Annotated in this window: 15 protein-coding genes; 6 read left to right on the top strand and 9 right to left on the bottom strand. The window is 60.7% G+C overall.

Annotation, left to right across the window (positions count from 1 at the left end; genetic code table 11):
* Position 1: 1 nt before the first annotated feature.
* The 3 genes from ACILSE_RS07480 to ACILSE_RS07470 are packed head-to-tail and all read right to left on the bottom strand — an operon-like array spanning position 2 to position 3,837.
* Positions 2-2,539 carry an FtsX-like permease family protein gene (locus ACILSE_RS07480; RefSeq protein ID WP_395716749.1) on the bottom strand — a complete coding sequence of 846 codons (2,538 nt, stop codon included), beginning with the start codon at positions 2,537-2,539 and terminating at the stop codon, positions 2-4.
* Positions 2,536-3,201: an ABC transporter ATP-binding protein gene (locus ACILSE_RS07475; protein ID WP_395716748.1), complete on the bottom strand. Its 666-nt coding sequence runs from the start codon at positions 3,199-3,201 to the stop codon at positions 2,536-2,538. The genes ACILSE_RS07480 and ACILSE_RS07475 overlap by 4 nt, the downstream gene beginning before the upstream one ends.
* Positions 3,202-3,237: 36 nt before the next feature.
* Positions 3,238-3,837: a riboflavin synthase gene (locus tag ACILSE_RS07470; RefSeq protein ID WP_395716747.1), complete on the bottom strand. Its 600-nt coding sequence runs from the start codon at positions 3,835-3,837 to the stop codon at positions 3,238-3,240.
* 53 nt (positions 3,838-3,890) lie between these two features.
* Between ACILSE_RS07470 and ACILSE_RS07465 the strand changes: the two genes are divergently transcribed.
* The 5 genes from ACILSE_RS07465 to ACILSE_RS07445 are packed head-to-tail and all read left to right on the top strand — an operon-like array spanning position 3,891 to position 9,365.
* On the top strand, positions 3,891-6,470 hold the full coding sequence (locus tag ACILSE_RS07465) for a DUF1549 and DUF1553 domain-containing protein (RefSeq protein ID WP_395716746.1): 2,580 nt from the start codon (positions 3,891-3,893) through the stop codon (positions 6,468-6,470).
* Between the two features lie 27 nt (positions 6,471-6,497).
* Positions 6,498-6,698, top strand: coding sequence for a hypothetical protein (locus tag ACILSE_RS07460; RefSeq protein WP_294225517.1), 201 nt, complete (start codon positions 6,498-6,500; stop codon positions 6,696-6,698).
* Entirely contained in the window at positions 6,695-7,129 is a 435-nt protein-coding gene (locus ACILSE_RS07455; RefSeq protein ID WP_395716745.1) for a hypothetical protein, read from the top strand. The genes ACILSE_RS07460 and ACILSE_RS07455 overlap by 4 nt, the downstream gene beginning before the upstream one ends.
* Positions 7,130-7,148: 19 nt before the next feature.
* The gene (locus ACILSE_RS07450) at positions 7,149-8,501 is read left to right on the top strand and encodes a DUF1501 domain-containing protein (RefSeq protein WP_395716744.1); all 1,353 of its coding nucleotides are present in this window, start codon (positions 7,149-7,151) and stop codon (positions 8,499-8,501) included.
* A gap of 30 nt (positions 8,502-8,531) precedes the next feature.
* A complete protein-coding gene (locus ACILSE_RS07445) occupies positions 8,532-9,365 on the top strand; it encodes a hypothetical protein (protein ID WP_395716743.1) in 834 nt (277 codons plus the stop codon).
* 4 nt (positions 9,366-9,369) lie between these two features.
* On the opposite strand, the gene ACILSE_RS07440 is transcribed toward ACILSE_RS07445, so the two are convergent.
* Complete coding sequence (locus tag ACILSE_RS07440; RefSeq protein ID WP_395716742.1) at positions 9,370-12,540, bottom strand: PVC-type heme-binding CxxCH protein; 3,171 nt, start codon at positions 12,538-12,540, stop codon at positions 9,370-9,372.
* Between the two features lie 141 nt (positions 12,541-12,681).
* Positions 12,682-13,332, bottom strand: coding sequence for a matrixin family metalloprotease (locus ACILSE_RS07435; RefSeq protein WP_395716741.1), 651 nt, complete (start codon positions 13,330-13,332; stop codon positions 12,682-12,684).
* 255 nt (positions 13,333-13,587) lie between these two features.
* On the opposite strand from ACILSE_RS07435, the gene ACILSE_RS07430 reads away from it, so the two are divergent.
* Positions 13,588-14,823, top strand: a complete 1,236-nt coding sequence (locus ACILSE_RS07430) for an LL-diaminopimelate aminotransferase (RefSeq protein ID WP_395716740.1) — start codon at positions 13,588-13,590, stop codon at positions 14,821-14,823.
* 12 nt (positions 14,824-14,835) lie between these two features.
* On the opposite strand, the gene ACILSE_RS07425 is transcribed toward ACILSE_RS07430, so the two are convergent.
* The 4 genes from ACILSE_RS07425 to ACILSE_RS07410 are packed head-to-tail and all read right to left on the bottom strand — an operon-like array spanning position 14,836 to position 20,540.
* Positions 14,836-16,245: a DUF1501 domain-containing protein gene (locus ACILSE_RS07425; RefSeq protein ID WP_395716739.1), complete on the bottom strand. Its 1,410-nt coding sequence runs from the start codon at positions 16,243-16,245 to the stop codon at positions 14,836-14,838.
* A complete protein-coding gene (locus tag ACILSE_RS07420; RefSeq protein WP_395716738.1) occupies positions 16,242-16,940 on the bottom strand; it encodes a DUF1080 domain-containing protein in 699 nt (232 codons plus the stop codon). The genes ACILSE_RS07425 and ACILSE_RS07420 overlap by 4 nt, the downstream gene beginning before the upstream one ends.
* Positions 16,941-16,944: 4 nt before the next feature.
* Positions 16,945-19,257, bottom strand: coding sequence for a PSD1 and planctomycete cytochrome C domain-containing protein (locus ACILSE_RS07415; RefSeq protein ID WP_395716737.1), 2,313 nt, complete (start codon positions 19,255-19,257; stop codon positions 16,945-16,947).
* Between the two features lie 47 nt (positions 19,258-19,304).
* Positions 19,305-20,540, bottom strand: a complete 1,236-nt coding sequence (locus ACILSE_RS07410) for a hypothetical protein (RefSeq protein WP_395716736.1) — start codon at positions 20,538-20,540, stop codon at positions 19,305-19,307.
* Between the last annotated feature and the right edge of the window lie 58 nt (positions 20,541-20,598).

Raw genomic sequence — 20,598 nt, 5'->3', positions numbered from 1 at the left:
GTCATTCTTCCGTTTGTTCTGCCGGCAGCATCGCCGCCCATCGTCCGACCAGCGCGGCCACCAGCATGCCGACGACGATCACCGCAGCGCCCAGAACTGCGAGATGCCACCACACCGCGTGAAACTGCAGCGTCCAGCCAAAGCACTGCTTGTTGATGCGATAAACGAGCAGCCATCCCAGCCACAAACCGGCCGCAATGCCCGTGAACGCACCTGCACACGCCACGCCGAGCCCTTCAAGTGCCGCCGACTTCGCCATCTCACGGCGCGTCATGCCCAGCGATCGCAGCGTCGCCAAAATCGCCCGCCGCTCCAGCATCAGGCTCGCCAAAGCCAAACCAAGACCTACCACCGCCACGATCACGCCGATCACCTCCAGCGCATGCGTCACCGCAAACGTCTGGCGGAAAATACGCAGCGCTTCGCTCCGCAGGTGTGCGTTGGTGAACACGCTCAAACCTGGTTGCTGGCGTTGCATTCGATCCCGCACCGTCTCCGCATCCATGCCCGGCTTCAGCATGATCGCCACACGCCATGCCTCGTCGGTCTCAAACCACTCGCTAAAAACCTGCTGCGGCAAGGTCAGCGATCCGCGCTCATTGCCATACTCCGCGTTCATCGCCACCACGCGCACCTTGCGACCCGCCAGCTCGATCACATCGCCTACCTGCGTGCCAAACCGCTCGCTCCAGCTCTCGCTCATGATCGCCGGAGTGATGTCATCGTGCGTCTTCCACCATTCCTCACGCTTTGGAGCCTCCACCCAGGCATACAGCCCATGCTTGTGCGCAAACACCGGATCAGTGCCCAGAATGAGCACCTCGCCGCCGTGCCAAAGCAGCGTCCGCGCCTGCACAAACGCCAGCTCGGCCACCTCCGGCCCCTGTCCGAGTGCAGAGAGCGTTTTTGGCGATATGAAATGCGTCGATGACGCGCTCTGCGCTCCCGCGCTGCTCACATAAATGTCCGCCTTCATCGTGCGGTCGATCCAGCCGCGCATCGTGTGGTCAAAACTCGCCACCATCACCGCCATGCCCGTCGTCATCGCCACCGCGCTCGCCAGCGCTGCCACTGCGAAGCGATGCCGCACCGTCGGCCGACGCAGTTGCGAAAGAGCCACACGCCACACTGCTGAAGTCACCTTTCGCCGCGCCAAAAAGCGCAGCATCGACCCCGCCGCCAATCCAGCGCCCACCAGCCATAGCAACGCCGCCGCATAACCCGCTAGCGGCAGGCGCGTGCCGCTCGCAAACCGCAGCACTGGCAACTCAGCCAGCGCAACTGCCACTAGCATCATCGCCCAGCCGATCCATTCCACGCGCCACACCGTTCCACCTTCAAACAGCACCGCATGCCTCCCCAACATGTGCGCCGGTGGCGTGCGCGCCGCCATCCGGGCCGGCCACCAGGCGGCGATAAGACTCGCAAGGATCGAAATCGAAAGCGCCAGCAGTGCCTCATTCACGCTCAACGCCGCCTGCTGCTCGCTTGTCGCGCCATACAGCGCATTCATCGTCTTCGTCACACCACCGACGGCACCTTGCGCCCCAAGCCATCCCAAGAGCACGCCCAAAGCACCACCGCACAGTCCCAGCAGCCCCGCTTCGATAAGAAACGCGATTTGAATCGCCCGATCCGTCACGCCAAGCGATTTCAAGATCCCAATCTCCTCTCGCCGACGGAGCACCACGCCATCCAGCGCTTGAAAAATGAGATAACCACCCACCAACAGCGCCAGCAGCGAGAGAATCGTCAGATTCAGGCGAAACGCCTGCGTCATCGTCCCTGCCAGTTGCCGCCGATTCGAGCCGCCCGTCACCTGCCAGCGTGATTTCAGCAACTCGCCCGCTTCCTCGCGTAGATTCGGAAACAATGCACTGTCCTGCGCCAAAACCTCCACGCGGTCCACCTTGTCACCACGCATCAAAATCGACTGCGCCTCCGGAAAATCCATCAGCAGCAAATGCGCAGGCAAACTCGGCACTCCCGGTGTCTCCGGCACCACACCGGCCACCTTCAGCGTGATCACGCGATCATCCACAATCAGCCGCAGCTTCTCGCCTTCATTCACGCCCAGCTTCGGACTCACATAAACACCCGAGCGCACCGCCTGCATGTTTGCGCCCAGTCCCGCCGGTGCCTCGCCACGCAGATTCAGCAGGGCCACAAAATCCACGCCCAGCAGCCGCCACGTCGCTCGCGATCCGATCTCGCCATTGCCCGCATCCGCCGCCGGTGTCACCGTCTCCTCCACCACGGGCAGCAAACTCACCGGCCGATCCCCCAGCGCCTCGCGCATCTCCCGCACATCGTCTTCGCGCAAAACACCGCTCACCGCCTGCACCGTCCAGTCCGGCTGCCGCGTGATGCCATCCGTGAACGTCTCAAAACCGGATAACGCCGCGTTGCTCGCAAGCCGCACCGCCAGATACACACTCGATCCCAGCGCCAGGATCAGCATCAACGCGATCTGCTGCCGCAAAGCCAGCCGCCAGTGCCGCAGCGCACAACGCCGCAAGATGAGAAGTACCGTACTCATGCGCCTTCGACGATTTGTCCGTCCTGCATGCGCAGCACACGCTCGCAATGTTTCACCGCCTCCGGGCTGTGCGTCACCAGCAGCAGTGCCGCTTTGGTTTCACTCACAATCTCCGCCAGCAACTCCAACACCTGCGCTCCCGTGGCCGAATCCAAACTGCCCGTCGGTTCATCTGCCAAAATCAACGACGGCCGATGCACCACCGCGCGTGCAATCGCCACGCGTTGCATCTCGCCGCCCGAGAGCTGACCTGGCAACGCCGCAGCGCGATGAGCGATGCCCACACGTTCCAGCAGTTTCCTCACTCGCGTTTCACGCTCGCTCGTCGGCACGCCAAACAGTTGCAGCGGCAGCTCGATGTTTTCCGCCGCGCTTAGCGTGGGCAGCAGATGATAAAACTGAAACACCGTGCCGATGTGCTTGCGCCGTAGTTGCGCCAGCCCGTCCGCGCTCAAATCGCCAAGCACCTGGCCTGCGATCATCACGTTACCACTGTCCGCACGATCCACGCCGCCAACACAGTTCAACACCGTCGTCTTGCCACTGCCTGAAGGCCCCAGCAGCGCCACGCGCTCGCCTTGCTCCAGCTTGAACGACACGCCACGCAGGATCGGGCGCTCTGCGTAGCTTTTGGTAAGGGATTCAACTTCGAGAACAGGCATGTGAAAAAGAAACGGCCTGTCCGGCTTCATGGACGCTCACTTCATCGCCCGCATCAGTTCGCGCACATACTTGCCCAGCATGTCGAACTCAACGTTCAGGCGGTCCCCCGGCTTCTTCGTGTGCAAATTCGTAACCTGGAACGTGTGCGGGATGATCCAGCACACCACCGTCCTCTCCGTCACCTCCGCGGCGGTCAAAGAAATGCCATCGAGGCAGATCGAGCCCTTCGGAATGATCAAGCCGCGTTGCTGTGCGGGAATCTCCACCTCCAGCCGGTGATCCTGTCCATGCTCGCTCCAATCGAGGATCTTCACCGTAGCATCCACATGTCCTTGGACAAAATGCCCGCCAAACCGCGCCCCCATCGCCATCGCACGCTCCAGATTGACCAGTGAGCCGGTCTTCAGATCACCCAGGCTCGTCACCTTCAGCGTCTGCATCAGCAAATCGAAACACGCCGTCTGTGCCGCTGCATCCTTCGCTGTCACCGTGAGGCAGCAGCCATTCACCGCCACGCTCTCGCCATCCACAAGTTCAGATGCCATCGCGCCCACGTTCACTGTGAGCCGCGCGCTTTCGCCGCGTGGCTCCAGTGAAATAACACTGCCGGTGGTTTCGACGAGACCTGTGAACATGCTTCGAGATAAACGGGCAAAACGCCGCTGTCGATGCCGTATTGATCCCCGCTGTGTTACATCGTCTCCTCCAGCTTGGCACCTTGTGTATCTCCACGAGCCTCCTCTCGGCGGAGCACTGGGCCTTTCAGCCGCTGAAGCCCGGCCAGGCAAAGAGCATCGACGCCTATCTCCAAACAACAGCCACCCGCGCCGACGCCCGCACCCTCATCCGCCGAGCCCACTTTGACCTCACCGGCCTGCCACCGTCCGACGTGTCCGACACGTCAGACCTGTCGGACGAAGCTTACGCCCGCCTCATTGACTCGCTCCTCTCCAGCCCCCACTACGGCGAACAATGGGCCCGCCATTGGCTGGATGTCGCCCGCTACTCGGACACCAAAGGCTATGTTTATGCCCGCGAAGAAAAGAACTGGGTCCACGCCTCCGCCTACCGCGATTGGGTCGTGCGGGCGCTGAATGACGACATGCCCTACGACCGCTTTTTGCTCCTGCAAATCGCCGCAGACCAGGTCGTGCCGCCAAGCTCACCCGATCTCGCCGCGATGGGCTTTCTCACGCTCGGGCGACGCTTTCTCGGCGTCACGCACGACATCATCGATGACCGCATCGATACCGTCATGCGCGGCACGCAGGCGCTCACCGTCTCGTGCGCACGCTGCCACGATCACAAATTCGATCCCATCCCCACACGCGACTACTACGCGCTCTACGGCGTCTTCCAGAGCTGCGCGGAAGCGCTCGTTCCCTGCGCCAGCGGCGAAAATGCCGAACTCGCCGCGCTGGTGAAGAAGAACCGCGATCTCATGACGAAACGGCGCGAGGAGCAGATGAAGCGCACGCGCGACCGTGTCGCCGATTACCTCAAAGCGACCCGCGAGTTCGACAAATACCCCGAAGAGGTCTTCGGCCAGATCCTCGACTCGAACGACCTCAATCCCTTCATCGTTCATCGCTTCGTCGGATGGCTCGACAAGCATCCCGGCGTCGAACTAACCGAAAAAGTGCTCCAGCAGCCCGATTCGCCCGCTTTCGTGCCCGACGAGCACATCGCGAACATCGAGATGTATTTCCCCACCGGCGTCACCACCGAGCTGTGGAAGTCGCAGGGCGAGGTGGACCGCTTTCTCATCAAAACGAGCACCGCGCCCGCTCACGCCACCATCTTAAAAGACCGTCCGCAGCCCGTCACGCCACGCGTCTTCACTCGCGGCAATCCACTCACAAAGGCCGAAGCCGTGCCGCGGCAGTTTTTGAGCCTCTTCGGCCCGCAGGAGCCTTTTTCCATCGGCAGCGGCCGCCTCGAACTCGCCCAGGCGATCATCGACCCGCGCAATCCACTCACCGCCCGCGTGATGGTGAATCGAATCTGGCAGCACCACTTCGGCAAAGGCCTCGTCAGCACGCCGAGCGATTTCGGCAAGCAAAGCAGCCCGCCCACGCATCCCGAGCTCCTCGACTTCCTCGCCACCGAGTTCATCCGCAGCGGCTGGAGCATCAAGCACATGCACCGGCTTATCATGTTGTCGGAGGCGTATCGTAGAACGAGTTTTCCAACTCGTTCAGACGGGTTGGAAAACCCGTCCTACGTCCCCCATCGCCTCTCCTTCGAAGAAGCCCGCGATGCCTGGCTCGCCGCCGCCGGCCGTCTGAATCCGCAAATCGGCGGTCGTCCCGAGCCGCTGTTTGCCGCCAGCAACACACGGCGCACCCTCTACGCCTTCATCGACCGCGAAAACCTGCCCGCGGTCATGCGCACCTTCGATTTCGCGAATCCCGATCTCTCCATCCCGCAACGCAGCGAGACCACCGTGCCGCAGCAGGCCCTTTTTGGTCTGAATCACCCCTTTCTCGTCCAACAGGCCAAAGCGCTCGTCAAACGCGTTTCGAGCGAAAAATCGCCCCAAGACCGCATAGGCCTGCTTTACCGCTTTTTGTTCCAAAGAAGCCCCAAAGCCGACGAACTGACCTCTGCGCTCGCCTTCATCTCCGTCGATGAAAAGCCCGCTCTCGTCGAAAACGATCACGCCAAGGCCTGGCAGCACGGTTTTGGCGAGTGGGACGAGAAAACCGGCCGCGTGAAGACCTTCACACCACTGCCGCACTTCACCGGCCAAGCCTGGCAGGGCGCGGAAGACTGGCCGAACGCCCAACTCGGCTGGGCTCAACTCACCGCCGAGGGCGGTCATCCCGGAAATGACCGCCAGCATGCCGTTGTGCGCCGATGGATCGCCCCTGCGGATGGTCGCTACGATCTGCGCTCCACCCTGATCCACGAACCGAAGGTCGGCGATGGCATCCGCGCCTTCGTCAGTCACTCCCGCCTCGGCAAACTGCTCGGCACCAAGCTCCACGGCTCCAAAGCCGACCTCAGCCTCGCCGCCATTTCGTTCCGTGCAGGCGACACGCTCGATTTCATCGTCGATATCGACATCGGCCTGAACAGCGACCAATTCCTCTGGTCACCGCAACTCAGCGCCACTCAAACCATCGCCGCTTCCGGCGGCGACGTGCCATTCGAAGTCTGGGACTCCAAAAAAGACTTCACCGCCTCGCCCAAAACAACACTCACCTCTTGGGAGCAGCTCGCGCAGGTCTTGATGCTCTCGAACGAGTTCATGTTTGTTGATTAACGGGCTCCATTGCCTCAAACTGACCGCATGAGCACACTCGCTGAAATTGAAAAAGCCGCCGCTGCGCTGCCACCAGAGCAAAAGCAGGAATTGATCCTGTTTGTGGCCGCCCGTCTGCGTGCGGAGGGTGGTGAACTGCCTCCGCCGCGACAGTTCAGCAAGGAGCGGATGGCGGCATGGTTCGCCGAGGACGAGGCTGACATGCAGCAGTTCCGCCAAAGTGCATGAGGCTCTTTCTCGACACCAGCGTCATGCTTTCGGCTGCAGCTTCGGCCACGGGAGCTTCGCGCGAGGTGTTTCGTCTGGCGTCAATCAACGGCTGGCTGCTGGTGACGACTCAATACGCGATTGAGGAGGTGTTGCGTCATCTGCCCGACCTGCCTCTTCAGGCCAGTGCGGGCTGGGCTGCGATGCGTCCCTGCATCCTGATCATGGATGATGTACTGACCATCAATCGCCCGGTGGTTTTTCCAGTGCCGAAAGACAAGCCAATCCTTTTTGGCGCACTGGCGTGGGCGGACGTCCTCCTCACGCTGGACCATGCGGACTTTGGCGAACTCCTCGGAGAATCCTTCTATGGGATGCCGGTCTTGAAACCAGGACCTTTTCTCAAAAGAGAACGGGATAACGGCCGCCTGAAGCCGGCAAGCCCACCGTAGCGGCTGGCGTATTCGTTACATGCCCCTTCCGCTCACCCGCCGTGATTTCCTTGCCCGCTCCGGCATGGGCTTGGCGGCGCTGGGGTTGGCGGATTTGCAGGCTTCAAGGCCGCATTACGCGCCGAAAGCCAAGCGCGTGATCCATTTCTTCCTCAATGGCGGGCCGTCGCATGTGGACACGTTTGATCCGAAGCCGGCGCTGGCTCGCTACGCGGGCAAACCGGTGCCGAGTCATCGCATCACGGAGCGGAAGACGGGCGCGGCGTTTCCTTCGCCATTTGAGTTTCGTCGCTACGGGCAGAGCGGCATCGAGGTGAGTGAGCTTTTCGCGAAAACGGCGGCGCGCATTGATGACATCGCGGTGATCCGCTCGATGCAGGCGCAGGTGCCGAATCATGAGCCGTCGCTGATGCTCATGAACTGCGGCGACTCCATCCAGCCGCGTCCGAGCCTCGGCGCGTGGTTGACCTATGGCCTCGGCAGCGAGACGGCTGACCTGCCGGGTTTCATCGCGATGTGTCCCGGCGGCATGCCGATCAAAGGCGCGGAGAATTGGCAGGCGGCGTTTCTTCCCGGTGCGTTTCAGGGAACGTATGTCGATTCGAAGCACGAAACGGTGGACCGCTTGATCGAAAACATCCGCAGCCCGCACGCGGACACGAGCGTGCAGCTCCGCCAGCTCGAGCTGCTGCGTCGCATCAATGCCGCGCACAAGGCGGAGCGCAGCGATCCACGACTGGAGGCTCGCATTCAGAGCTTTGAGCTGGCCTTTCGAATGCAGATGGAGGCGGCGGATGCCTTTGATGTCACCAAGGAGCCCGAGCACATCCGCAAGATGTATGGCGAGGGTGTGCATGCGCGGCAGACGCTCATCGCGCGGCGCTTGTTGGAGCGTGGTGTGCGCATGGTGCAGCTCTGGCACGGTGCCGGGCAGCCGTGGGATAATCACGACAACATCGAAACGAATCACCGCAAGCTAGCCACCGACATCGACCAGCCCATCGCGGCGCTTTTGAGCGATCTGAAACAGCGCGGCATGCTGGAGGACACGTTGGTCATTTGGGGCGGCGAATTTGGTCGCACACCGACGGTGGAGCTCAGCGGCGGCAAGTCGAAGCTCGGTCGAGATCACAATCACTACGGCTTCAGCGTGTGGATGGCCGGTGGCGGCATCAAAGGCGGCACCGTGCATGGCAGCACGGACGAGTTCGGATTCGCCGCGCAGGAGAATCCCACCAGCATCCACGATCTGCACGCCACGATCCTCCATCTGCTCGGCATCAATCACGAGGAGCTGACTTACCGGTATGCTGGACGAGATTTCCGGCTCACGGATGTTTATGGCGAGGTGATACGGCCGATCGTGGCTTGATCGGGGTGTCCATCTGTGGATGCTCGCCGCATGCAACCCGCCCGACTTTTAGTCATTTTTGTTTTCGCTGCCGTGCACCTTTGTCATGCAGAGACGGTCAAGCCGCAGGCCAGAGATGATGACTCCGTGGGCGGACGCATGATCAAACTGCCGCCGCCGACGGGATTTCAACGCATCGACGGACTGAATCCGGAGAAGGATCGTCTCTTGGAATCCATGCTCGCCGCGTCGAACCGCTATCTGGCCCGTTTTGAGCCGCTTCAGGCCAATGCCGCCGACGCGAGCCGCAGTTTCAACGCGCAGGTGCTCCGCTCGCTCGAAAACCGTGAGATCGGGGACCGCACCTTCGCAGAAATGAAGCAGCAGACGAAAAAGGAACTCGATCAGGCCAGGGCGACCATCGAGGCGGAAATCGCCAAGCTGAAGGGCAAGGCGGAAAAGGCGATGCAGGACGCCACCGGGGCGGACGCGGCGCTGAGCGTGAGCGATCTCGCGGTGCTGGGCTATTTTGGCGAAACCCCGAACAGCCTGGGATTCACAATGGCCATGAATGTGGAAGCCAGAGCCGGTGACAACACCAACAAACTCAAGGGGGTGATCGCCAGCATGATCGTGCCTGTGAACGGACGTTTGATCTACTTGTATGCCAATGCTGACTTCAAATCGCAGGCGGACCGGCAGTGGGCTGAGAAAGCGGTGACTGACTGGCGCGATGCCGTCCTGGCCGCGAACCCACGCGTGGAAGGCCCGCCAGCCAGCCGTTCCATCTTTGACGGCGTCGGACGCTCCGCCATCATCGGTGCCATCGCCGGAGTGATCGGCGGCCTGGTGGCGATGCTGCTCAGGAAGAAGCGCAAAGCGTGAGCGATCAAGGCATCTTCAAATACGCGATCAAGTCCGCCATCTGCTGCGGCGTGATGGCAGCTTCGAGACCTTCGGGCATCAGGGAGATGCCGGGGCTGGTGAGGGTCTTGATTTCGCTGCGCAAAACCGTGTCCGTGCCGCCATCGGCGCGTTTGAGGGTGAGATTGCCGGCGGTCTCGCTGGTGATGAGGCCGCTGAGGGTGCGGCCGTCGTTGGTTTCGACGAGGTAGAGTGCGAAATTCGGCGAGACCTCGCGATTCGGGTCGAGGATGTTCGTGACGAGCTGCTCGGCGGTCCACGCTTTGATCGTTCCGAGGTGCGGGCCGACGTCGTTGCCCTTGTCCGCGAACTTGTGGCAGACCATGCAGGCCGTTTCGTAGATTTTCGCGCCGCGAGTGGCGTCTCCGGTGGTGCGGGCACTCCTGCCCGCAACCACGCTCTCATTGCGGGCAAGAGTGCCCGCATCACTACCCAGCATGGCCGTGAGATACCTCGCGATGATCTCCTTCCGGTTCGATGACGAACCATCGCCGATGAGCTTCGCGATGCGTTCGGCCAGCGCAGGCGCCTTCTGCCGCCCCAGCGTGGCCTTCGCGGCGACGCTGAGCTGCGCGGGCGTGATCTTCTTTGCCTCGATGGCATCCAGCAGCTTCGCGATGCGCTCCGAGCGCGAGAGCAGGATCGTGGTGGCCTTGTCGCGAAGTGTTGGCGTCAGTTTTGGCCACGCGTTGATAAGCATGTCGGCGACGGCGGGTTCGCGGTAGCTGCCAAGGGCTTCGAGGGCGGCGAGTTGGAGGTCAGGTAGTTCGTCGGGCTTAACCAAAACCTCTAAAGCTGAAATGGATTGGTCAGGCGAAAGTAGCGTGAGAAGCGAAATTTGCCGAATTCGCTCCCCCGACGGTAGTTTCCGATCGTTGAGTTTGGATACCGCCGTGGTCGTCCTCTGCTGCAACCAATCTGAAAGCCTTTTTGGCGGTGCCAGTGATTGCAGGGTGACTCCTTTGGTCAGTAAGCCCGCATTTAATCCAACAAGAATGTGTTCAATCAACTCATCCGGGATGAATGCATGCCCTACAACAAGCCTACGGTTGGTGCAGGCTTGATCGAGGAACTCCAGGGTTTGCTTGGAGTCTGCTGTTGAAGCCGCCATTCTTGCTGACGCGCCTCGAAGGATCCGGTAATAGGCATCTGGCGCACCTGTGGGAGGGCCATAAGCAAACAACCACAAGACTTGGCTTGGGTTCATCGAAGCAGCAGCAAGTTCTGCCGCAATTCCAAGCCACGGATCGCCATCGCCGTTGCGAATCAGATAGATAAGCCGCTCAGGATAGTAGTCACTGGCATGTCCTGCCTCACCAAGGGCAAAAGCAGCCCAGAGTAGAGCCTGTGTTCCAGGCTCGATTCTTGATGTTCGCATGACGAGAACATCATCATTAAAACGATGATAGGCAGGAGGCGTCTTTGCGATGAATTCCGCCTTCAGTCTCCACGCGGTGGATGCGAGGAGTTTGTCGGTGCCGTCGTCATTCAAAACTTCATCAAGTAATCGTAGAGTGAGCTGCCCAAGCTTGGCTGTTTGACGGTCAGAACCTTCTGGTTCAACTCCGACCCGTGGTGCAGGCATTGTCTCTGATTGAGATCCTCCGTGATCAGTTCCGTGAAGTGCCCACAATGCATGTTGTTTGCCCTGCGCCGTCTTCCCGCTCTTCACCAGCTCCCGCAGTGGCTCCACGGCGGCTTTGTCCTGGCGTTCAAACAGCAAACGCTGCGCAGTTTCTCGATGCCACGCGTTCGGGTGGTCGAGGAGGGCGACGAGGTCGGTGGTGCTCGCGGCGCTGAGTTTGGGAGTGTGGCGCAGGCCTCTGGCCTGCGATGAAGGAGCCGGGACAGCTGCACCACTTTTCGGCGCTAGCCGCCAGATGCGGCCTTTGTCTTTGCCGCGCAGGAGATCGACGGCGGCGTGGATGTCGTCGGGGATGCTCCAGGGGTGCTCAATGACTTCGCGATACATGTCGCAGACATGGAGGCAGCCGTCGGGGGCGTTGACGAAATTCACGGGGCGGAACCAGAGGTCGTCGCTGGTACAGAAATTTTTGTTTCCATCGACCTGCACGGCTTTGAAGGTGACGCCGTCGGGCACGAGCTTCATGCGATAGAAGAGATTGCCGGCCACATCGGCGACGAAGGCGAAGTCGCGATACTCTTTCGGATACGCATCGCCGCGATAGACGGTGATGCCGCTGGATGAGGTGACGACGCCAGCGCCGACGAGCTCGCTTTTCGGCAGGTGACTGCCTTCCTGCACCCAGCGCTTCGCGCGGAACTCCCGCCAGGGCTCGGGCGGGCTGGTGCGCCAGACGGGGAGCTGGTCGCCGGCCTCGGCGCAGTCGTTCAGGGCGCTGGGGACGACGAGATACGGGTTCCGCGCGAGGTAGCGATACGGCAGGACGACGTGCTGGCAGGGATTGCGGATGTTGCAGAGGAAGCGGTTGCCCCAATCATCGAAGGTCTGGCCGAAGCGTGCGCCGCCGCTTTCGAGGCGCACATCGCCGGTGCTGGGGTCGAAGGAGAAGTCGTTTCGCTTGATGGGGAGCGGTTTGAAGTCGCTTGGAATCGGCATGACGCTCTCGCTGCCGGGCACGCGTTGGATTTCGCCGCCGTTCGAGCCGCCGGCGATATAGATGCGGTGATCGAGGCCCCAGATGGGGTTGTTCATGACGGCCTGGACGTTGAGCTTTTTGAAGCCGGTGAAGACCTTTTGCCGCACATCGGCCACGCCGTCGTCATTCGTGTCTTTGAGATACCAAACGTCCGGCGTAGCGGTGACGAAGATGCCGCCTTTCCAGCATGCGGCCCCGGTGGGCCAGGAGAGGCCCTCGGCGAAGACGGTGGCCTTGTCGAAGGTGCCGTCGCCATCGGTATCGGTGAGTAGACGCACTTTGCCGATGTGGGCATCCGTGGGGTTTTCCTGGCTGGGCTTGTGCGCGGCCTTGTCGGTGTAGGGGTAGTCGTTCATCTCGCACACGTAGGCGCGGCCATCGGCATCGTAGGTAATGGCGACGGGATCGTTGACGAGCGGCTCGGCGGCGATGAGCTGCATCTCAAAGCCGTCGAGCACATGGAAGGTCTTCGCGGCGTTTTGCGGCTCCACGGGCGGTGTGGAGGGGAAGTCCAAGGCCCGGAGGGTCCGCGAGCAATCAAGCCACAAGGCAAGAAGCGAGATGATTAGCAGAGGTCGAAACATCCTTGCATGCACGGATAGCCCGGGCGAAATCTTGCCTTGATGCTCTGAATCGAATTACTTCAAAGCGGCTGGTCAATGGGCGCTAAATCGGTAGCCAGAATCGTTGATGACTCCGTAGGCACCCGTCGGGGAGAAGGAATCAGCCGCGTAAAGCTGTCGCAGTGCATCGAAGTCCTCTCTTCCCGGCAGGTTGAAAGGCCCGGTGCCTCCTCTTGAACCAAACCGATCTGTGTGTGGAAGGCCAAGCACATTGCCGATCGAATACGGAAGCCAGTCAATGATGGGATCCGCAAGCCAGGCAAACGATTTGGTGCTCCACCACTCCGAAGGATCGAGAAAAATGTGACCCCGCTTGGTGGTCCATGGGAATGTCGCTTCTGTCATCATGCCCAGGCGACCATCCCAGGACTTGCCGGGCGGGGAGTCAAAGCCAACCACAATATCAGCACGGCCACCCGCCGAGGGGGAAAAAGTAAAGACCCGCCCTGGTTCCCAGCTCCGGAAACTTTTGTCAATTTCTCTGCGCAACTCGCTTTCCGAGAGATGGCTAGGAATTGGTGTCAAAGTGTTCAGCCGCCAAGTCAGATGTGATTTGTGCCATAATCCCGGCTTGTTGAAGCTCAAAGGCCTCTGCTGCAATTGCTCCGCCTGCGGATAGGCACAACTGCTGATGAGAACGGTCACGAGTAGCAGTGACAGAAGCGCCGAGTGAGCATTTTTCATGGCTGGTTAGGTTGTGGAGGCAATTTCTGGCATTATTGAATAATTGACTCACTTTTTATAAACGGTTCAAAAGTGACTATGGCCATCTTCTTTGCGCAAAAAAGTTGTAAAATAATATTTATAAAGCATTAATTTTCAGTCTCTTAGTTGTGCATCGCTTAGGTAAAAAGCGGCCCCAATGGACGGTGATAATCATCAAATGGGCTTCCTTGACCCATTGTTTTGACTCGCCACACTGGCGGCCCTTTTCCCGCCATGGCCTACATCAACGAAAATTACAACAAGCTCAAAGCCGGTTACCTCTTCCCCGAAATCGCCCGCCGCGTGAAAGCCTTCACCGAGGCGAACACCGAGGCCGCGAAGCGCCTGATCCGCTGCGGCATCGGCGATGTGACCGAGGCACTCCCTGAAGCCGTGCGCACCGCCATGCACAAAGCCGTCGATGAAATGGGCGACCGCTCCACCTTCCGCGGCTACGGCCCGGAGCAGGGTTACGACTTCCTCCGCAACGCCATCGCCGAGAACGATTTCAAATCCCGCGGCATCAACATCGAGGCCGATGAAATTTTCATCTCCGACGGCAGCAAGTGCGACACCGGCAACATCCTCGACATCTTCGGCGCGGGGAACAAGATCGCGATCACCGATCCGGTGTATCCCGTCTATGTCGATACGAACGTCATGGCTGGAAACACCGGCGATGCGGATGACAGCGGCGCTTACGCCGGTCTCCACTACCTCAAATGCACGCCCGAGAATGGTTTCGTGGCCGACATTCCTTCCGAGCCGGTCGATCTGGCCTACCTCTGCTACCCGAACAACCCGACGGGTGCTGTCGCCACCCGCGCCCAGCTCGAAGCCTGGGTGAAATACGCCCTCGCGAACGGCACCACGCTCCTCTACGACGCCGCTTATGAGGCCTTCATCCGCGATCCTGAGCTGCCGCGTTCCATTTATGAGATCGAAGGCGCTCGCGACTGCGCCATCGAGTTTCGCAGCTTCTCGAAGAACGGCGGTTTCACCGGCGTGCGCTGCGGTATCGTCGTCATTCCGAAGAGTCTCATGGGCAAAACGAAGGCCGGTGGCAAGCAGGCCATCCATCCGCTCTGGAGCCGTCGTCACAGCACGAAGTTCAACGGCACCAGCTACATCGTCCAACGCGGTGCCGAGGCCATCTACAGCCCCGAGGGCAAGGCGCAGGTTAAAGCGCTCATCGAGCACTACATGGGCAATGCCGCGCTGCTCGTCGAGGCCTGCAAGAAGGCCGGTCTCGCCGTCTATGGCGGCGTGAACGCTCCCTACGTCTGGGTCGGCTGCCCCGGCGGCCTTACCAGCTGGCAGATGTTCGACAAGATGCTCAACGAAGCGAACGTGGTCATCACCCCCGGCAGCGGCTTCGGCAGCGCCGGCGAAGGCTACTTCCGCATCAGCGCCTTCAACAGCCGCTCGAACGTCGAAGAAGTCTGCCGCCGCATCGCCGCGCTGGTGTGATCACAACAAGCCTCACGCCAGCACATCCTTCAGCACCTTGGCCGGATCGACGCCGGTGAGGCGGAAGTCGAGGCCTTGGGAGCGGAAGGTGAGCTTTTCGTGATTCAAGCCGAGCTGGTGCAGGAGCGTGGCGTGGATGTCGTGCACATGCGCGGGGTTCTCGACGGCACCGAAGCCGAATTCGTCCGTCTCGCCGTATTGCACGCCCGGTTTGAAGCCGCCACCGGCGAACCACATGGTGAAGGCGTCGATGTGGTGGTTGCGTCCGGTGGACTCGCGCACCTCACCCATGGGCGTGCGGCCAAATTCACCGCCCCAAACGACGATCGTGTCGTCGAGCAGGCCGCGTTGCTTCAGATCTCGCACGAGTGCGGCGCAGGGGCGGTCGATGTCGGCGCACTTCATCGGCATGTGTTTCTCCAGATTCTCTGAAACGCCGCCGTGGTGGTCCCAGTTTGTGTCGTAGAGCTGCACGAAGCGCACCCCGCGCTCGACGAGGCGGCGGGCGAGCAGGCAGTTGCGTGCAAAGGTGGTCTCTTTGGCATCCTTGATGCCGTAGAGGTCGAGCGTGGCCTGGCTTTCGCCCTGAATGTCCATCAGCTCCGGCGCGCTGGTTTGCATGCGGTAGGCCATTTCATAAGCGTTGATGCGCGTGGAGATCTCCTGGTCGCCGGTTTCAACGAGACGCTTCAGATTGAGCTCACGCACAGCATCGACGACTTGTCGCTGCTTTTTCGCGTCGATTTCCTTCGGTGAGGACAGATTCACAATCGGGTCGCCCGTGTTGCGCAGCGGCACGCCTTGGTAGGTCGTCGGCAAAACACCGCTGCTCCACAACGCGGCCCCGCCTCGCGGCCCGCGTGGCCCGCTTTGCAGCACGACAAAGCCGGGCAGTTCGTCGCACTCGCTGCCGAGGCCGTAAGTGACCCAGGCACCCATGCTGGGGCGGCCAAACAGCCCGCTGCCGGTGTTCATGTAGAACTTCGCCGGCGCGTGATTGAAGAGATCCGTCTTGCAGGAGTGCACGAAGGCGAGGTCATCGACCATCGACGCCGTGTGCGGCAGCAAATCATTCACCCAGGCGCCCGACTGGCCGTGCTGGCGGAACGCGAACTTCGTGGCGAGCAGGTTGGTGCGATGGCTGCTGTCCATGAAGGCAAAGCGCTTGCCCTTGGTGAAGCTCTCCGGGATCGGCTGGCCGTTGCGCTTCTGCAATTCCGGCTTGTGCACGAACATGTCGAGCTGTGACGGCCCTCCGGCCATGAAAAGAAAAATGACGCTCTTCGCCTTCGCGGGGAAGTGCGTCTTCTTCGGCGTCAGCGCGTCCTCACGCGCCAGAAGCTGCGAAAGCGCCATCGTGCCGACGCCGACACCGCAGCGGCTGAAGAAATGACGGCGTGTTTGGTGAAGAAGGGGATTCATGGCAGTTCGCGGATGCGGAGTTTGCGGAAAAGAATGGGAGAGCCTTCACTTTCGAGGCACAGGAAGCCCTGGGCAGGGTTGCAGCCGGTGCCGCCGCTGACTTCCTCACCATTCACCCAGAGGCGCACCTCGCCATTGATGGCGCGGATGTAGTAGTGGTTCCATTCGCCGTGGCCTTTCGCAAGGTGCTTGCGCGGGAAGCTACGGCTGCCATCGGGTGAGAGCGGCGGGAAAGGCGTCATCTTCACGCCCACAGGAAACACATCGCCATTCGTGCCGAACCAGTCGGTTTTGCCGCCCGCGGCCTTAACCTTGTCTGTGTAACCATGATCGAGCACCTGCACCTCGATGCCATGAGGCAGGCCGGGCTTTCCAGCCGCAGTGAGCTTCTCAATCGACGCCGGAGTGGCCCAAACAAACACGCCGGAGTTCCCGGCCGGCTTTTGATGGCTCCACTCGACGACCATCTCGAAGTTTTTGAACTCCTTCACCGTGCGCATCACGCTCACGGGCTTCCCGGTGCAGTGCAAGACACCATCCTTCCAGTTCCAGGTGTCATCGGCGCTGTTCACCTTCGTAAAATCCTCCGCCTTCAAATCGCGGAAACCGGGCTGAGTGTCGTCGATGAAGGCGCGAACAGCATCATTGGCGAACACGGTGAATGCGGTCAGAAGGAGGGTAAAAATCAGTTTCATGGTCTTATTCACGGGTGATGGTTTCATCCAGATTTAGCAGCGTGCGGGCCGCATTGAGCGTGTCGAGCTTCTTCAGCACCGCGAGCTCGTCCGGCTTCGGCGAGCGGGCGGTGCAGCGTTTGAAGGCGGCTTCGAGGCCGTCTTTCTTGATGATCTTCTCCAACGCGGTCGCGAACTCGTAGAAGCCGGGATCGTTCATCAGCGTGAGCGCCTGCAGCGGTGTGTTGCTGCGGATGCGGCGGGTGCAGCTGTTGAAACCCTCTGGCGCGTCGAAAACCGTCAGCTCTGGCGGTGGCGAGGCTCGATAGACGAAGGTGTAGAGGCCGCGACGGTATTTGTCTTCGCCCTTGCTCACGGTCCACACGCGCTTCACCTGCCCCTGGCCCATCACGCCATCCGGAATGGGCGGGTACACCGGCGGACCGCCAATTTTCGACGATAGCAGGCCGCTGGCCGACAGGCAGACATCGCGCACGAGTTCAGCGTCGAGGCGCAGACGCGTCTGCCGGGCAAGAAGGTAGTTGTTGGGGTCCTTTTCGATGAGTTCCGGCAGGTTGGAGGAGCTTTGGCGATAGGTGTGCGAGGTGACGATGAGGCGATGCAGTTCCTTGAGGCTCCATTTCTTCGCCAGGAACTCGGTGGCGAGCCAGTCGAGCAATTCCGGGTGCGAAGGCAGCGTGCCCTGCGATCCGAAGTCGTTGTCCGTCTCCACGATACCGCGGCCAAAGTACTGCTGCCAAACGCGATTCGCGATCACACGCGCCGTGAGCGGGTTCTGCGGGCTGACGATCCATTTGGCGAGATCGAGGCGATTGGGTTGCGGATTGGTTTTTTCAAACGCGTGCAGCACTTTCGGCGTGCCAGGCGTCACTTCATCGGCGGGACGTGTGAAGTCACCTTTGATGAACACCGTCGTCTTGCGCGGCTTCGGCAGTTCTTTGAGCACCATCGTCGTCGTGCCTTTGTTCAGCAGCGTGTCGAGTTCCTTGTGCCGGTCGTTCAGGATGCGCAGCGGATCGCTCGGCTGCGTGAAGACGGTGAAAATGGTGATGTTATCGGCGAGCGAACGCTTGGCCTCTGGCTTGTCCACGGCCTTCTTCACCGCGGCAGTGAGCTTCGTGCGGAAATCGGGAGCCATTTCCTTCTCCCAGCGGCGCTCCTCGTCATAGCGCTCCTTGATGAGCGCGTTGAGCCTCTTCTCGACGTCTTTGAACTCGGCCGCGAGCGCTTTCACATTCACCTTCGGATCAAAGACCTTCAGTTCCGGCTCGTCCTGGTTGTTCAGGAACGCAAACATGCGGTAATACTCCTTCTGCTCGATCGGATCGAACTTGTGGTCGTGGCATTGCGCGCAGCCGACCGTGAGTCCGAGCCAAACGCTACCAGTCGTCGCCACGCGATCGAACACGCTGTCGATACGGAACTGCTCCTTGTCGATGCCGCCCTCCTGATTGATCTGCGTGTTGCGATGGAATCCGGTGGCAATGACCTGGCTCTCACTGGCCTTCGGCAGCAGATCGCCAGCGAGTTGCTCGATCGTGAACTGATCGAAGGGCATGTCCTTGTTCAGCGCATCCACCACCCAGTCGCGGAACTTCCAAATCTGACGCGGTGCGTCGATGGAGTAGCCGTTTGAGTCCGCGTAGCGCGCCTGATCCAGCCACCAGCGGCCCCAGCGTTCTCCATAGTGCGGGCTCTTGAGCAGGCGATCCACCAGAGCGCGGTATTTTTTGTCGGACCAGGTCGCCGCGTCGGCCAAATCAGCGGGCGAAGGCGGCAAGCCGGTCAAATCGAGGCACACACGCCGAATCAGCGTGGCTGGATCGGCTTCGAAAGAGGGCTTCAATTTCTCCTCCGCGAGCCGCTTCTGAATAAACCGGTCAATCGGATGCGAAGCACCCTCGATAGCAGGTGGATCCTCACGCTTCGGCGGCTCAAAGGCCCAATGGCGCTGGTAAGTAGCGCCCTGCTCGATCCACGCCTTCAGAATCTCGCGCTGCTTGCTGCTGAGCGGCTGTTTGTGCGACTTCGGCGGCGGCATGACCTCGTCCTTGTCGTCGCTGATGATCCGCTGCCACGCGTCTGATTGGGCCAGATCACCCGGCACAATGCCGCGTGAGCCATCGCGGTTCTCCGTGGCTCCCTCGAACGTATCCAGCCGCAGCCCGCCTTCACGATGCTTCGGATCGAAGCCATGGCAGGCAAAGCAGTTCTCAGACAGGATCGGGCGCACGTCGCGATTGAACTCGACCTTCACCGGCGCGGCAGGCAGCGAGGTCAACGTGGCGGCAAAAAGGACAAGAAGGGGGCGGATCATGGGCACTCCAAGAATACGTCAAAAACGTGGCCTGTCTGGCGCTGGAATCACGTTAGCAGCCCTTCGATGTCGATCAGGTGAAGCTGGCGACCGTTCGCCCCATCGGGAGCGTCGATGCAGACGAGCTTCTCATCGCGGCTGCTGCGCGGATGGCAGTCGCAGCGCCACTCGCCTTTGTATTCCGGCGGCTGCGGGAAGTAGCCCAGGTCGATGCGTTTCTTCGAGGCGATGTGATACAGGTGCGGCGTCTGGATGCGGCGCACGCCTTGAGCGTAGGTGTCGTTGAGAATCCACTCGTTGTTCTTGAGGTAGGTGAGGTGCCCGCCTTTATCGAGGATGCCGTGACCGATCTCCTCCACGATGCCGCTGTCCTTGTCCTCAAACAGGAAATCACCCCAGTCGTTGTTTCCCAGCCAGCCCTTCGCCTGTGAGAGGATGTGCGTGGCATCCCGCCAGATGAAATGAGACGCGTAGCCATTCGGGATGACGATGCGCAGGTCGCTGCCGTCCATGTTTGCCGTGATGAGTCGCGTCAGATGACCGCCCTTTGGCTGCGTCCAGCGGTGCAGCATGATGAAGCGCTTCCCATCCGGCCCCACGAGCAAATGATACGCGTGATGCTTCGAGTCCGGGTGATTTTCCATCACCGGGCCGGTGTTCGCGAGCGTCTTGTGGCTCACGATGAGCTTCTCCGCTCCTGTTTCGAGGTTCACATGCGTCACGCCGCTGCCCTCGGGAGCCATGTCTTCGAAAAAGCGGTCCTTGATACCCGCGTAGCCATATCCAGGACGGCAATCGGCCACGCGGGAAAAGTCGCAGCTCACGCCTTCCTTGCCGTTCGGGCTCAAAGCATAGACCGGGAAGGGAAGGGTGTGCTTCTCCATCGTCTTCACATCGAGGATGTGGCTCACGAACTTGTCCTTCTCGCGGTCATTCCAGATAACCTTCGACTCCGTGCCTGGAATCCATTGCAGCATGCAGCCTTGCTGCCAGTTCCACGCGTTCGATTTGCCGAGCGGAATCCATTTATCGCCATCCTGAATGTCCACCATGCCGACTTCGATCACATCGTCCGCCGTCGGCGAGCGATGCTCGAAGCTGACCTTGTTCGACAGCACGAAGCGGTTGTCCGGCGAGAACTGCAGCTTGTCGTAGTAGGCGAACCAGTGGAATCCCGGCCCTTTCGTGATCTTACGGGTCGGCGGAAACGTTGGCGCGTCCTGGCTGCGGGCGGCGAGAGGGGCCAAAGCGATTGTGGAGAGAAAGTGGCGGCGGTTGGGCATGCGGTAGGTAAACACGATAAACAGGAAGATTCTTCAAGTTGCGAGTTCGGCCGCCTCA

Source organism: Prosthecobacter sp. (genome assembly GCF_044236155.1).
Classification (GTDB): Bacteria; Verrucomicrobiota; Verrucomicrobiia; order Verrucomicrobiales; family Verrucomicrobiaceae; genus Prosthecobacter.
This window is presented reverse-complemented; position numbering and strand designations above follow the sequence as displayed.

Excerpts from the sequence above, each read along its gene's own strand:
- ACILSE_RS07435 (WP_395716741.1), bottom strand. The coding sequence starts at position 13,332 with ATGAAAAATGCTCACTCGGCGCTTCTGTCACTGCTACTCGTGACCGTT.
- ACILSE_RS07420 (WP_395716738.1), bottom strand. The coding sequence starts at position 16,940 with ATGAAACTGATTTTTACCCTCCTTCTGACCGCATTCACCGTGTTCGCC.
- ACILSE_RS07415 (WP_395716737.1), bottom strand. The coding sequence starts at position 19,257 with ATGATCCGCCCCCTTCTTGTCCTTTTTGCCGCCACGTTGACCTCGCTG.
- ACILSE_RS07470 (WP_395716747.1), bottom strand. The coding sequence starts at position 3,837 with ATGTTCACAGGTCTCGTCGAAACCACCGGCAGTGTTATTTCACTGGAG.
- ACILSE_RS07430 (WP_395716740.1), top strand. The coding sequence starts at position 13,588 with ATGGCCTACATCAACGAAAATTACAACAAGCTCAAAGCCGGTTACCTC.
- ACILSE_RS07455 (WP_395716745.1), top strand. The coding sequence starts at position 6,695 with ATGAGGCTCTTTCTCGACACCAGCGTCATGCTTTCGGCTGCAGCTTCG.
- ACILSE_RS07460 (WP_294225517.1), top strand. The coding sequence starts at position 6,498 with ATGAGCACACTCGCTGAAATTGAAAAAGCCGCCGCTGCGCTGCCACCA.
- ACILSE_RS07445 (WP_395716743.1), top strand. The coding sequence starts at position 8,532 with ATGCAACCCGCCCGACTTTTAGTCATTTTTGTTTTCGCTGCCGTGCAC.
- ACILSE_RS07450 (WP_395716744.1), top strand. The coding sequence starts at position 7,149 with ATGCCCCTTCCGCTCACCCGCCGTGATTTCCTTGCCCGCTCCGGCATG.
- ACILSE_RS07480 (WP_395716749.1), bottom strand. The coding sequence starts at position 2,539 with ATGAGTACGGTACTTCTCATCTTGCGGCGTTGTGCGCTGCGGCACTGG.
- ACILSE_RS07425 (WP_395716739.1), bottom strand. The coding sequence starts at position 16,245 with ATGAATCCCCTTCTTCACCAAACACGCCGTCATTTCTTCAGCCGCTGC.
- ACILSE_RS07475 (WP_395716748.1), bottom strand. The coding sequence starts at position 3,201 with ATGCCTGTTCTCGAAGTTGAATCCCTTACCAAAAGCTACGCAGAGCGC.
- ACILSE_RS07410 (WP_395716736.1), bottom strand. The coding sequence starts at position 20,540 with ATGCCCAACCGCCGCCACTTTCTCTCCACAATCGCTTTGGCCCCTCTC.